This window comes from Humibacter albus DSM 18994 (genome assembly GCF_000421825.1).
GTDB classification, from domain to species: Bacteria; Actinomycetota; Actinomycetes; order Actinomycetales; family Microbacteriaceae; genus Humibacter; species Humibacter albus.
The window spans coordinates 349,985-362,529 of record NZ_ATXT01000013.1 but is presented as its reverse complement, the minus strand read 5'-3'; the positions used below and the strand labels follow the sequence as shown (position 1 = coordinate 362,529).

Here is a 12,545-nt window from a genome sequence, read left to right as displayed (position 1 = left end):
GGCTGGTGTCAGGCGTTCTGAAGAGTTCGGGATGCGGTCGTGCGGCTGCCGAGCGCGTCAGCGGCGGTCGCGTGGGATCGGAATCGGCGTAGCCGGAGGCTGTTGCTGACCACGAAGATGCTGGAGAATGCCATCGCGGCACCGGCGAACATCGGGTTCAGCAGCCCGAACGCGGCGAGTGGGATGGCGGCGATGTTGTACGCGAACGCCCAGAACAGGTTGCCCTTGATCGTGCCCAGGGTGCGCCGGGCGAGCCGGATCGCATCGGCTGCCGAGCGCAGGTCACCTCGTACCAGGGTGAGGTCTGCCGCTTCGATGGCGACATCGGTGCCGGTGCCCATCGCGAGCCCCAGGTCGGCCTGCGCGAGGGCCGCAGCATCGTTCACTCCGTCGCCGACCATCGCCACGACCCGGGCGTCGGCTTGCAGCCTGGTGATGACCTCGACCTTGTCCTGGGGCAGTACCTCCGCAATGACTTGGTCGATGCCGACCTGCTGCGCGACGTGGTGGGCCACCGTCGAATTGTCGCCGGTGAGAAGCACCGGGGTCAGCCCTAGGGCCTTGAGCTGGGCGATTGCTTCCGCACTGGTGTTCTTCACGGCATCCGCCACGACCAGCACGCCTCGTGCCTTGCCGTCCCAGGCCACCACGACCGCTGTTTGACCTGCGGCTTCGGCCTCCGACTTCGCTGCCAGCAGTGCCGGGTCCTCTGAGATCGACCATTCGATCAGCAGCGTGGCACGGCCGACAAGCACGAGGTGCCCGTCGACGATGCCCTGCACGCCACGTCCTTCGATGTTCACGAACGACTCAGGTGCGGGAAGTGCTCCGACGCGTTGCGTCGCACCCTTCGCGATCGCCTGCGCGATCGGGTGCTCGGAGCCATCCTCGACAGCCCCGGCGATTCTGAGCAGCTCCCGTTCGTCGACGCCTTCCGCTGGGTGGATGCCCAGCAGCGTCATCTTCCCGGTTGTGACGGTGCCGGTCTTGTCGAGCACGATCGTGTCCACCTTGCGGGTGGATTCCAGCACCTCAGGGCCCTTGATCAGGATGCCGAGCTGCGCGCCGCGCCCCGTGCCGACCAGTAGCGCGGTCGGGGTGGCCAGTCCGAGTGCACACGGGCAGGCGATGATGAGCACCGCCACGGCCGCTGTGAACGCCATCTCCGCGGGGAACGCGGCGAGCAGCCAGGCGCCGAGCGTGACGATGGCGACACTGATCACGATGGGCACGAAAATGCCGGAGATCTTGTCGGCCAGGCGCTGCACCTCGGCTTTGCCGGACTGGGCATCCTCCACGAGCTTGGCCATCTGGGCCAACTGCGTATCCGAGCCCACCTTGGTCGCTCGCACGGTCAGGCGGCCGCCGACGTTCACCGTCCCGCCCACAACGGGGTCAGCGACAGCGACCTCGACCGGAATCGACTCGCCCGTGAGCATCGACGCGTCCACAGCGCTCGTGCCATCGACGACGACGCCGTCCGCGGCGATCTTCTCACCCGGCCGCACGACGAATTCATCGCCCGCAGCCAACTGTCCGATCGGGATGCGGGTCTCGACCCCCGCGCGGAGAACCGAGACGTCCTTCGCACCGAGCTCCAGCAGCGCCCGCAGGGCAGCGCCGGCTCGACGCTTCGAGCGCTTCTCGAAGTAGCGTCCCGCCAGCACGAACATCGTGACGCCGGAAGCGACCTCCAGGTAGATGTTCCCCGCCCCGCTGGTGGGCGCGGCCGAGAAGTCGAAACCGTGCCGCATCCCAGGCATCCCGGCCGTTCCGAAGAACAGCGCATACAAAGACCAGACGAAAGCCGCGATCGTGCCGACCGACACCAGCGTGTCCATCGTGGCCGCACCGTGCCGCAGGTTGGTCAGCGCTGCCTTGTGGAACGGCCACGCCGCCCAGACGATGACCGGCGCGGCCAGGGTCAGCGACAGCCACTGCCAGTACGTGAACTGCAGCGCCGGAATCATCGCCAGTGCGATCACCGGTACGGCCAGCACGATGCTGCCGATCAGGCGCTGCCGCAGCGAGACCAGTTCTGCATCCGGTGCCTCTTCGGCGTCTTCGGTCGGCTCGGCCACCGGGAGCGTCGCCGTGTACCCGGTCTTCTCGATCTCCCCGATCAGCGCGCTTGGATCGAAGCCCTGCGGTACGTTCACGCGCGCCTTCTCGGTCGCGTAGTTCACCGTCGCCACCACGCCATCGAGCTTGTTCAGCTTCCTCTCGATGCGCATCGCACACGACGCACACGTCATGCCGCCGATCTCGAGCTCGATGCTCGAACCGGGCACCGCCGGGTGAACGTCGGACGTCGTCATGAACTCCTCCTGGACTACCGTGCCGTCTCATGACGGCCATTGAGCTGTTTCGCGCAGATCAGACGCGCACCGCGGTATAACCGGCCTCCTCGACCGCGCCCAGAACCTGGGCATCGTCGATCGCATCCGCGCCGGTCACCACGAGCCGGCCGGTCGCAGCCGACACCTCGATCTGCTCCACGCCAGGGATCTGCTCGACCTCTTCGCGCACCGACATCTCACAGTGTGTGCACGTCATCCCGGTCACGGCGTATTCCGTCGTCGACATTCGCTCCTCCATACGGGTAGGGGGTATGTGTTATGGAACACGATACCTCCTGGCGGTATTCCGTGGGAGTTGAAGATCCGGTGAACCGACGACCCATGCAGAAACGACTGCATTGCAGGATTCGTAGTGGTGATCGACCCGATGGGTACCGCGAACACTGTCTGCGACTACTCGTTCGGCGTGCTCGCCCTGACCGTACTCGGCAGCATCCTAGGGGTGGCCCTGCGCCGTCTTCTTCGGCGATTCTTGGCAGGCAGCGCCCGACAATATCGCTATGTCCACTCCCGCCCCCACGGTGACGAGCCATGCCCGCACCCAAGTGAACGGAATCCTGCGCCCTTCGCAACATCCGGTGGCCATCCTGGTCACAGCAGCGATAACGATCGTCGTCCTCACCGGCATCGGATTCGTGCTGACCTCCCATCCGATCGACCTGGCACTGTCAAAGGCGCTGAACATATCGCACGCCGGGTCCATGGCCCGCCTGACCAACGTCGTCTACCAACTGTTCAGCCCGATCCCCGCGATACTCATCACCGTCGTAGCCACCGGCGTGATCTGGGCACTCAGCAGGCAACTCCGCGTCGCGGCAGCGTTCGCCGGGGTTGTCGCCGCAACGTGGATCCCGTCCGACCTGATCAAGCTCGCAGTGCACCGGCCCCGACCCGACATACACCTGATGACGCACCCGTTCTACCCCGTCCAGGTCGACCCGTCCCACCCCAGCGGGCACACCGCGTTCGTCACCGCATTCGTCGTCGCCGTGATCTTCGTGCTCCGCGGCACACGATGGCTGCCACTCGGCGCCGTGCTCGGAGCCATCCTCGTCATCGTGGTCGCCGTGTCGCTCTCGATCGACGCCGTGCACTACCCGACCGACGTTCTCGCCTCCATCCTCTGGTCGCTGGCCGTAGCCCCCGCAGCGCGGCTCATCTGGGCCGACTGGCTCATGCCACGAATCCCACTCCTCCGGGAACCCGCACCTCCCACGCTGCGGTCATAGGTGGCAGATCGGCCTTGACTTCCCGGATCAATTTCAGGTTCATATGAACAATTATTCATTGAACGTGAAGGCGTTGTCTTTTCCGCGAGGCAACGCCGGGAGGTGATGATGAACTGCCCGATCGATGGAACTCCGCTGGCGCTGTCCGAGCGTAACGGCATCGAAATCGACTATTGCCCTCAGTGCCGCGGCGTCTGGCTGGACCGTGGCGAACTCGACAAGATTCTCGAGCGAGCCGACTCCGCGTACCCCGCGCGCACGGTGCAGCAGCCCCGTTATGACGACGGATACCGCGGTGGCGATCATCACGGGGGCAGTCGTGAAAACTACGGCAAGCGCCGTCGAGGCGGCTGGCTTGGCGAACTCTTCGACTAGGCTCCCGCGCCTCACGGTCTTCGGTGCGTCGATCGATCACGCCCGCCGACGCCTGCATGCACGCTCATCCACAATTTCGGAGAGACACGCCACTCGTTCACCCTCCCCCCGCGGCCCCAGCTCGTCAGCGTCGAGGTTCCAGTCGTTCCGGCTGGTATCGTTATATGAACGTTTAATCAGATGTGGAGACCGCGGTGGAAGCAACCGGTGAGCAGGTAGATGAGTGCGACCTGAAGCTTGTCGACCCGGGGAAGGTGTCCTGGGTGGCCGAGGCGCTTCCTTCCACGGACACCGTGACGGACTTGGCGGATGTCTTCTCTCTGCTCGGCGACCCCGGCAGGCTGCGCATCCTGATGTCGCTGCTGAGCGGTGGCGAGATGTGCGTGTGCGATCTTGCCGCGACCACGACGATGAGTGAGAGCTCGGTCAGCCATGCGCTGCGCCTGTTGCGTGCGCACCGTGTGGTGTCCGTATCGCGGCGGGGACGGATGGCCTACTACCGTCTGGATGACGCGCACGTTCGCATGCTTCTCGACCTCGGGCTCACGCACACCGGTCACACGGTGGCAATCCACCCGGAGCGCGGTGAGCAGGCGGACGCGTGAGGGCACAGACGCAACCGGGCAAGCCACACCAGCATTCGCACGGGGCCGCGCCGGGTGCGGATTCCCAGCTTCTTGTCATCGCGCTGGCGTTGATCGTGAGCTTCATGATCGTCGAGGTCGTCGTCGCGATCATCGCCGGCTCGCTGGCGCTACTCTCCGATGCCGGACACATGCTCACTGACGCTGCGGCGATCGCCGGCTCGCTGATCGCGATACGACTGGCGGCGCGGCCGACCAGCGCGAACTGGACCTTCGGGTTCAAACGCGCGGAGATCCTCTCGGCCGCCGTGAACGGCATCACCCTGGTCGTGATCAGCGCCGTGGTGGCGATCGAGGCGATCCGCCGGTTGTTTCAACCACCGCCGGTGGAGGGCGGCCCTGTGCTGATCGTGGCCCTGCTCGGTGTCGCGGTGAACCTGGTCACCGTGTGGGTGCTGGCCAAAGCGAACCGGAGCAGCCTGAATATCGAAGGCTCGTTCCAGCACATCCTCACCGATCTCTACGGCTTCATCGCCACCGTCATCGCGGGATTCGTGATCCTCTTCACCGAATTTACGCGCGCAGATGCGATCGCGTCTTTGATCGTTGTCGTGCTCATGCTGCGTGCGGCATGGGGCCTCCTGCGCGACTCCGGACGCATTCTGCTGGAAGGCGTTCCCGAGGGCGTCGACCTGAGCGAGATCCGTGCGCATCTGATGCGGCCGGAGCATGTGGTGGATGTTCACGATCTGCATCTGTGGACCGTGACCTCAGACCTTCCCGCCCTCTCGGCCCATGTCATCCTCTCCGACGACTGCTTCTACGACGGACACGCGCCGAAGGTGCTCGACGAATTGCAGGAGTGCCTGGCCGGGCATTTCGATGTGGAACACAGCACGTTCCAGTTCGAGCCGGCCGACCATACCGCTCACGAACACGGAGCCGACCACCGATGACCAACCACACCGACACCACTACTGAGGCACGGACCGTCGTGCTTCGTCGCCGGATCCGATGGATCGTCGCCGTCACCATCACGTACAACGCGATCGAAGCGATCATTGCGATCACGGTCGGTGCCGGCGCGTCCTCGGCGGCTCTAGTCGGATTCGGGCTGGACTCCATTGTGGAGGTCCTCTCTGCAGCCGTCATCGCGTGGCAGTTCGCCGCGCCGGACCCGGAAACGCGAGAGAAGACCGCCCTGCGACTGATCGCACTGGCGTTCTTCGCACTCGCCGTCTACGTCACGATCGACGCCGCACTCGCGCTGCTAGGAATCATCACCGCCGAACACAGTCTGATCGGGATCATCCTGACCGCACTAAGCCTCGCGATCATGCCGTTCCTCAGCTTTGCCGAACGCCGCGCGGGACGGGAGCTCGGATCTGCGTCCGCGGTCGCCGACTCCAAACAGACCCTGATCTGCTCCTATCTCTCCGCGGCCGTCCTGCTCGGCCTTCTGCTCAACGCCCTCTTCGGGTGGAGATGGGCCGATCCGGTCGCCGCCCTGGTTGTTGTCGGCTTCGCCGTGCGCGAAGGTGTAGAAGCGTGGAAAGGCGATACCTGCACCGTTCCCGTCTCCGCCTTCACCGGGGAGCAAAGTAGCCCCGGGAGGGGCCCGATTCAGCCTGTTGTGCGGTGATCACCGCGCCACCACAACGCCACCCACAAGCCGCAGCGGCGGCAGATGCGCGATCGTCCACCGTCAAGCTCGTGAACCTTGCTTCGCGGCAGGTCTCGGCCACAGCACGAGCACATCACCAGGTCCTCGTTCATCGGACGCGAATCGCCTCCACGATTTGTTCAACCGTGGGTACCCCGGCCAGCCCATCAGGAGTGGCGTAGATCCGGCAGGCCAGGTCCGAGGTTCGTCGACTGGTGGGGAAGAGATCTTCGCCGTCGACCAGGATCGTGGGTGACCCAGAAAACGGCACCGCAGCCGCATCCTCGGAAGTACGAAGGAGCCGATTCTCCACCACAGAAGCGGTGTCACCGAGCTGCGCCAGCGCCTCACGAATCCGATCACCGGCATGCTCCCAGTTCGGGCACTCATCGATATGAAGAACTTCGATCTTCATGCCCTTATTCTCCACCGGCGACCGCGACGCCGCCATATCGTGGGCGCCGCTGCGGCTCTTACTGCGTCGACGTCGCCTCTCGCGCTTCGCAGATCGGTCGACTGCGAGTGGCACGCCGCGTCCGGCTTTTGACGAAATTCAGGCTTACGGGTGGGGCACGACGGTCCCGGCGGCACCGTCGAGGGTCACCAGCTGGCCGGTGCTTAGCTGTGTGGTCGCATTGCCGGTTCCGACGACGGCGGGGATGCCGTATTCGCGGGCGATGAGGGAGGCGTGTGCGGCGAGGGTTCCGCCGTCGGTTATGACGCCAGCCGCTCGGGCAAACAGTGGTGTCCAGGCGGGGGCGGTGGCCTTGGCGACGAGGATCTCACCTTGCCTGAAGCTGGCGAAATCGGCGGGGCTGTAGACCACCCGCACCCGGCCTGTTGCTCGGCCGATGCTGGCCGGGTGACCGAGGATCGCGCCTTCGGGCGTCTGGTGCCCGGTGCGGGCTGTCGTGACGGCGTGCGCGATCGGGTCGCCGATCAGGCGAGGAGGCTCACCGAGGGTGAGCGGGGCAGGCAGCCGGCGTTGCCTGCCCCAGAGCCTTCTCCGCTCCTGCACAGTCGCAGCGAGGCCCTCTGGGGTGGCGCGGATCTCGGAGAGGGTGAGGAAAAAGATGTCATCGGCGTCGCCGATCATCCCGGCGCGTCGTAGCAGCGTGCCGAGGCGATGAGCGCACTGGCGCAGGACCGGCCAGCCGAGCGTCAGGTCGCGGGCCTGTTCTTCGCGGAGGGCGGCGAATCGTTGATTGACCGCCAACAGGTCGTTGAACTTGTTGAGCAGCCTGCCGTTGTTTGCCAGCGCGTGTCGGCAGGTCTCTTCGGCGGTCTGCCGTTCGGAGACCAGGGTGGACGTCCTGGCCTGATCCACAGTCGCCGTCGACGAAACGGTTGCAGGGTCGGCGTTGTTCTCGCCGGCCGTCGGGAAGTACCAGTCGAGCGAGAAGACAGCGTGGCCCGGGAGCTTTGGTGGAGCATCGGAGAGCCCTCGTAACAGCACCTGGTGACCGGCCGCGCCGACGGCCGTGGAGGTGAGGCGTGCGGCCAGGTGCCCAGCCCAAAACTTGGCCAGGGCGCCCTCCATCTTCCATGCCGAACCGCCGACGACCGCGAGGAACCACAAGTAGGAGCCGGCGACTGAGGAAATGTCGTTCACGATCTCCACCAGGCGTTCAATGCCGGCAGCGTCGACTTCTGTCTCGGCGGCGCTGACAAGCCGTCGGTAGGTGGGAAGGGTATCGTCTCGCCATTCCATTTCGAGTCGATGGATGGCCGAACGGTCGGCAGCCACGGGGTTGCGGGACACGCGGGCGAGCACGTTGTAGAGGAACCACGGTGCCCGACCACGACTTTCGACCATTACCCGCCACAATGTTCGCGGCGATGGGATCGGCGTTGCGTTGTAGTACCAGCCGTTGACCGTGGCGTAGCGGAAGGGTACCTGCACCCGGGCAGACTTCCACATCCCGTTCAGATACCCCGATTCCAGTTGGGGGATGATCCAGTCCGCGAACAGCGGTGTCATCGCCTCCGGTAACCACTCGCCGATCCGGAAATTGCGTGCCCACAAGCCGGGCCCCGGCGGGACCCATTCGACGGCGTCGACAACAGCGGTCATCGGCCGTGCTTGGATCAGGAACAGGGTCCCGTCAGCGTCGATAGCCCACTCAATGTCCTGCGGCGACCCGAACTCAGCTTCTACCCGACGGGCGAGCGTCGCGATAGCCTCCGCCTGCCCGGTTTCAAGCGCGCCGTCCCCAGCGCGCGTGCGGCTGGCCCTGCCCTCGCGGACCACCCATTCCTCACCCACCGCCTCACCGGACACCAGCGGTTCGGCGAGCCCGGCAACGGCGGTCACGACGGTCTCGTCCCGGCGTCCGGTCAACGGGTTCGCCGTGAACGCCACTCCGGCGGACATCGGGTGGACCATCTGCTGGACGAGCACCGGCACACCGGCAGAGTCCAGGTCCGGCACCAGGGTGGACTGTGTTCCGTGATATGCGGTCACCCGCGCATCCAGCCCCGAGGCAATGACGTGACGGATGGCCTCCGCAAGGCCCCCTCGCTCGACGTTCAGGACCGTCTCGTAGAGACCGGCATAGGAAGCATCCGCAAGGTCCTCGGCAATGGCGGAGGAGCGAACGGCGAAGGGGCCGGGCCCGATCCGATCCGCAGCACGACCGAGCGCCTCGTCCGCCTCTTCGCCAAGGGTCCGCAACGCCGTCGGGATGACCACGAACCCGTCCGGCACACGGAAACCGCGCGCCACCGCGCGGCTCAGATTCGCCGCCTTGCTCCCGATCCATTCACTTCTGGGGTCGTCGATTTCCGCAAGTTGGGGAAGCAGTCGTACTTCGTCCAATCTGACCGCCACCATAGGTAGTAACGCGATACGTAGTATTGCTACTACCATAGACGTATCGGACCCCAGGCGCCAGACTGCCGAGCGAAGCCGAGTCGACGGAAGGGAGAAGCCATGTTGCCCATGCGGCCAGAGGCATTGAAGGGACACCTGGACGCCTTGCTCCTGTCCGTTCTCGAGGACGGCCCCCGGCACGGATACGCCATCATCGAAGCGGTGCGCACCGGCAGCGGTGGAACATTCGACCTCCAAACCGGGACAATCTATCCCGCTCTCCACCGACTCGAACGCGCCGGCTACATCGCCAGCCGATGGCATGTCATCGGCGGCAGACGCAGACGCGAATACGACCTGACCGCATCCGGACGCCGAGCGCTGGGCGCAGAGCGCGCCATCTGGGTCCAGTTCTCCACCGCGGTCTCCGCCCTGCTCCAGGAGAAACCATGGCCCGCCGCACTGTCGTAAAGTCGCCGGCCGAAGCCAAGCTGGAATCGCAAGAGGTCGAGCACTACCTGAGAACTCTCGGCGGGCAGTTGCGCGGGCCCGCGAGAGCGAGAGCGGCCGTGATCGATGAAATCCGGGACGGCCTCGACGACGCGATCGCTGCCGGCACCTCGCAGGGCATGTCTACGGCGGAAGCATCCGAGGAAGCGATCGCACAACTCGGCGCGCCGCAGCTGGTGGCGGCTGCCTTCGCGGGTGAACTGGCCATCCATCAAAGCCGCACGATCCTCTGGCGGCTTCTGCTCACCGGGCCCCTCGTAGGCATCTGGTGGTTCCTGCTACTCGTCGTCCCTTCCCAGCACATCCAACCCGCCACGGTCATATCCGCCATCCCCGCATTACCGGTCGTGGCCCCCGCCGTCATGATCGCCACCGGTGTTCTCGCCACAACGGGCTCGCTCATCCGCTGGCTACCCGAGTCCTCACCACGTCAGGCGGCACTAGCTGCCAGCCTGATCGGACTGGTGACCCTTGCAGTCGACACGACCATGCTCGTCATCCTGGCGACGCGCGTCCTGAACGGCACAGCCGGGTCACTTTCCCCGATCATCGCGGGCATAGCCGCCGCGGCCAGCATCGGCAGGTTCCCATTCGCTGGAGCAGCCATTTGCCACAGCGTTCGCCGGCTGATGTTCTCGCGATAGCAGATCGTGCACCGATCGACCCCGAGCCATCCGTCCGCTGTGTGGACATCGCGCGTCGGCCACACACGGGGGCTATCGTTCGTACGCGACGACGGTCATCATCCCGGACTCTCCGTGGTAGATGTTGTGGCAGTGGCTGAGCCACTGGCCGGGGTTGTCGGCGTCGAACTCGACCTGCAGCGTCTTGCCGGGCAGCACGATCGACGTGTCCTTGCGCGGCCCGCCGTTCGGGTGCTGGTAGGTGTGGCCGTGCAGGTGCATGGGGTGCCACATCTTCGTATCGTTGACGAGCTTCAAACGCACGCGTTCGCCCTTGCGCACCCGTAGCGCGTCTTGCAGAGGCTTCTTAATGTCGAACCGACGGTTGTTGATCGCCCAGTCGTATGAACTCATGTCGCCAGACAGCTTCATGGTCAGCGTGCGGTCCACCGGCTTCGAGCGCAGGCGGACCGCGGATGCCGTCGCCAGCTGGTCGGCGGTGCCGACCCGGGAGGAAACCAGCTCGGGGATGGACGTCGTTGGCGCCGGGGCTGTTCCCGCGGCGGTGCGCAGCAGCGCGAATCCGGCGGCATCCTTGCCCTCGGCCGATGCCACAAGCGGAAAGACGCCGTCACCGGCCGTGACGATGACGTCATAGCGCTCGCCCATCCCGAGGAGCACGCTATCGACGTCTTTCGGCTCGACCGGGTATCCATCGGTGTGCGTGATGGTCAGCGCGTGGCCGCCGAGCGCGACGCGGAACGCGGTGTCGCCGCCGGCGTTGATGAAGCGGATGCGTATGCGTGAGCCGGGTTTGGCGGTGAAGGTCTCCGGGTCGGCGGGCGGGCGCCCGTTGATCAGGTATTCCGGGTAGTAGACGTCGCCGGTGTCTCCGCCGAGCAGGGGCGAGTTCGTGCCCATCAGCATGTTGCCCATCCGCATCAGCATGCCGTCCATGCCCATCGATGCCATGCCTTTGGAGAGTTGTTTCAATACCTGGTCGGGAGTGGCGGTGACCCCGTCGAGCCAGTCATCCAGCACGACGACCCACTCCTCGTCGTAACGGAGTGGATCGTGCGGGTCCTCGACGATCAGCGCCCCGTACAGTCCTCGATCCAGCTGGGTGCCGACATGGGGGTGGAACCAGTACGTCCCGGGATGCTCCGCGATGAACTTGTACGCAAAGGAATTGTCGGGCGCGATCGCCTTCTGGGTGAGCGGTGGCACCCCGTCCATGTCGTTGCGCAGTGCCACGCCGTGCCAGTGCACGGATGTGGGGTCCGGCAGCTGGTTGGTGACTTGTGCAAGAACGGTGTCTCCGGCGCTGACCCGGATGGTCGGGGCCGGTGTGGAGCCGAAGGCCCAGGTGTTCGCCATCTTGCCGGCAAGATCCAACTGCATCGGCTGCGCATTCAACGTCGCGGAGACGACGCGGCCGGTGCTCCGCCGCGCCTCTTCGGCGGTGGTGACGGCCGATGAAGTCGGTGAGATGAGTCGGGGTGGTGGTGAGGTGCAGCCGGCCAGGGTTGCCAGCGCCGCGGTTCCCAGACCGGCAGCGAGCAGCCGGCGACGTGTGATCGGGTGAGATGGATTCGTGAGGTCGGGCATAAGTAGTCGTCCAGAGTCAAGGAAGGGATGAGGGGACTGTCGTGCGCACGCTGTCGGCGGGGGTGCCGGACGCCACCGAGACCCGGTCGCGCCCGGCATTTCTGTCAGCCGAGGGACGTGAGCATCGCCTGCATCTCGGTGACTTCCTGGGACTGCGAGTTGACGATGTTGTCGGCGAGCTTCTTCGCCTTGGTGTCTTTGCCGCCTGACTGTTCTTGCTTGGCCATGTCGATGGCGCCCTGGTGATGCTGGATCATCAGGCTCAGGAACGCCTTGTCGAATGCCGGACCGGTCGCAGCCTTCAGCTGGGCCATGTCCTGCGGAGTCATCCCGGGCATCGAGTTCATGCCGGCGCCGTCGGTCGGCATCGGGGTCGACATGTCCATTCCAGACATGTCCGAAGGACTCGGGCTTGATCCGGAACCCATCTCGGGCATGGTGAGCGGCTCCCCCCATCCCTTCAGCCATGCTTTCATCTCATCGATCTCGGGCTGTTGCGCATCCTTGATCTTCACCGCCAGATCCTTCACCTGAGCGGATGCTGCGCGGGTAGGGGCGAGGCCGGCCATCTCGATCGCACCCTGGTGGTGCACGATCATCATCTGCGCGAACATGGCGTCTTGCGCATTGTGCGTCCCAGCGGGTGTGGATGAGGAATGGGACATCCCGGGCATGTCGCCCATCCCGGAGCTGGTGCAACCGGCGAGCAGACCACCGGCGGCCAGAACGACGCCGGCGAGGGCGGCGCGAGGTGCGAACTTCATGAAGTACTCCAAATACT

At 65.4% G+C, this 12,545-nt stretch carries 13 protein-coding genes; 7 read left to right on the top strand and 6 right to left on the bottom strand.

Going from position 1 to position 12,545, the window contains the following annotated elements:
- Positions 1-8: 8 nt before the first annotated feature.
- Positions 9-2,318: a heavy metal translocating P-type ATPase gene (locus tag H623_RS0106395; protein ID WP_022900115.1), complete on the bottom strand. Its 2,310-nt coding sequence runs from the start codon at positions 2,316-2,318 to the stop codon at positions 9-11.
- A gap of 58 nt (positions 2,319-2,376) precedes the next feature.
- Positions 2,377-2,586: a heavy-metal-associated domain-containing protein gene (locus H623_RS0106390; protein ID WP_022900114.1), complete on the bottom strand. Its 210-nt coding sequence runs from the start codon at positions 2,584-2,586 to the stop codon at positions 2,377-2,379.
- A gap of 274 nt (positions 2,587-2,860) precedes the next feature.
- On the opposite strand from H623_RS0106390, the gene H623_RS0106385 reads away from it, so the two are divergent.
- The 5 genes from H623_RS0106385 (at position 2,861) to H623_RS0106365 (ending at position 6,190) form a co-directional block, all read left to right on the top strand.
- Entirely contained in the window at positions 2,861-3,589 is a 729-nt protein-coding gene (locus H623_RS0106385) for a phosphatase PAP2 family protein (protein WP_033371378.1), read from the top strand.
- Between the two features lie 108 nt (positions 3,590-3,697).
- The gene (locus H623_RS0106380) at positions 3,698-3,964 is read left to right on the top strand and encodes a TFIIB-type zinc ribbon-containing protein (RefSeq protein WP_026939996.1); all 267 of its coding nucleotides are present in this window, start codon (positions 3,698-3,700) and stop codon (positions 3,962-3,964) included.
- Between the two features lie 194 nt (positions 3,965-4,158).
- Positions 4,159-4,569: an ArsR/SmtB family transcription factor gene (locus tag H623_RS0106375; protein WP_033371510.1), complete on the top strand. Its 411-nt coding sequence runs from the start codon at positions 4,159-4,161 to the stop codon at positions 4,567-4,569.
- Positions 4,566-5,504, top strand: a complete 939-nt coding sequence (locus tag H623_RS18240; RefSeq protein ID WP_022900111.1) for a cation diffusion facilitator family transporter — start codon at positions 4,566-4,568, stop codon at positions 5,502-5,504. The genes H623_RS0106375 and H623_RS18240 overlap by 4 nt, the downstream gene beginning before the upstream one ends.
- Positions 5,501-6,190 (top strand): cation efflux transmembrane domain-containing protein, encoded by a 690-nt coding sequence (locus tag H623_RS0106365; RefSeq protein ID WP_022900110.1) that lies wholly within the window; start codon positions 5,501-5,503, stop codon positions 6,188-6,190. The genes H623_RS18240 and H623_RS0106365 overlap by 4 nt, the downstream gene beginning before the upstream one ends.
- A 130-nt stretch (positions 6,191-6,320) precedes the next feature.
- Here the strand turns inward: H623_RS0106365 and H623_RS0106360 are convergent, their stop codons facing one another.
- Together H623_RS0106360 and H623_RS0106355 are read right to left on the bottom strand one after the other, a co-directional pair.
- Positions 6,321-6,626 (bottom strand): DF family (seleno)protein, encoded by a 306-nt coding sequence (locus H623_RS0106360; RefSeq protein WP_026939994.1) that lies wholly within the window; start codon positions 6,624-6,626, stop codon positions 6,321-6,323.
- A gap of 144 nt (positions 6,627-6,770) precedes the next feature.
- Complete coding sequence (locus tag H623_RS0106355) at positions 6,771-9,029, bottom strand: PEP/pyruvate-binding domain-containing protein (protein ID WP_169514897.1); 2,259 nt, start codon at positions 9,027-9,029, stop codon at positions 6,771-6,773.
- Positions 9,030-9,143: 114 nt separating this feature from the next.
- Between H623_RS0106355 and H623_RS0106350 the strand changes: the two genes are divergently transcribed.
- Positions 9,144-9,494, top strand: coding sequence for a PadR family transcriptional regulator (locus H623_RS0106350; RefSeq protein WP_022900107.1), 351 nt, complete (start codon positions 9,144-9,146; stop codon positions 9,492-9,494).
- Positions 9,473-10,177, top strand: a complete 705-nt coding sequence (locus H623_RS0106345; protein WP_022900106.1) for a permease prefix domain 1-containing protein — start codon at positions 9,473-9,475, stop codon at positions 10,175-10,177. The genes H623_RS0106350 and H623_RS0106345 overlap by 22 nt, the downstream gene beginning before the upstream one ends.
- Before the next feature lie 72 nt (positions 10,178-10,249).
- Here H623_RS0106345 and H623_RS0106340 read toward each other — a convergent pair whose 3' ends face one another.
- Positions 10,250-11,764 (bottom strand): multicopper oxidase family protein, encoded by a 1,515-nt coding sequence (locus tag H623_RS0106340; RefSeq protein WP_022900105.1) that lies wholly within the window; start codon positions 11,762-11,764, stop codon positions 10,250-10,252.
- Between the two features lie 104 nt (positions 11,765-11,868).
- Positions 11,869-12,528 (bottom strand): DUF305 domain-containing protein, encoded by a 660-nt coding sequence (locus H623_RS0106335; protein ID WP_022900104.1) that lies wholly within the window; start codon positions 12,526-12,528, stop codon positions 11,869-11,871.
- Between the last annotated feature and the right edge of the window lie 17 nt (positions 12,529-12,545).

What these genes read in the sequence shown, in the direction of transcription:
- H623_RS0106395 (WP_022900115.1), bottom strand. Translation starts at nt 2,318, where the DNA reads ATGACGACGTCCGACGTTCACCCGGCGGTGCCCGGTTCGAGCATCGAG.
- H623_RS0106390 (WP_022900114.1), bottom strand. Translation starts at nt 2,586, where the DNA reads ATGTCGACGACGGAATACGCCGTGACCGGGATGACGTGCACACACTGT.
- H623_RS0106385 (WP_033371378.1), top strand. Translation starts at nt 2,861, where the DNA reads ATGTCCACTCCCGCCCCCACGGTGACGAGCCATGCCCGCACCCAAGTG.
- H623_RS0106380 (WP_026939996.1), top strand. Translation starts at nt 3,698, where the DNA reads ATGAACTGCCCGATCGATGGAACTCCGCTGGCGCTGTCCGAGCGTAAC.
- H623_RS0106365 (WP_022900110.1), top strand. Translation starts at nt 5,501, where the DNA reads ATGACCAACCACACCGACACCACTACTGAGGCACGGACCGTCGTGCTT.
- H623_RS0106360 (WP_026939994.1), bottom strand. Translation starts at nt 6,626, where the DNA reads ATGAAGATCGAAGTTCTTCATATCGATGAGTGCCCGAACTGGGAGCAT.
- H623_RS0106350 (WP_022900107.1), top strand. Translation starts at nt 9,144, where the DNA reads ATGTTGCCCATGCGGCCAGAGGCATTGAAGGGACACCTGGACGCCTTG.
- H623_RS0106345 (WP_022900106.1), top strand. Translation starts at nt 9,473, where the DNA reads ATGGCCCGCCGCACTGTCGTAAAGTCGCCGGCCGAAGCCAAGCTGGAA.
- H623_RS0106340 (WP_022900105.1), bottom strand. Translation starts at nt 11,764, where the DNA reads ATGCCCGACCTCACGAATCCATCTCACCCGATCACACGTCGCCGGCTG.
- H623_RS0106335 (WP_022900104.1), bottom strand. Translation starts at nt 12,528, where the DNA reads ATGAAGTTCGCACCTCGCGCCGCCCTCGCCGGCGTCGTTCTGGCCGCC.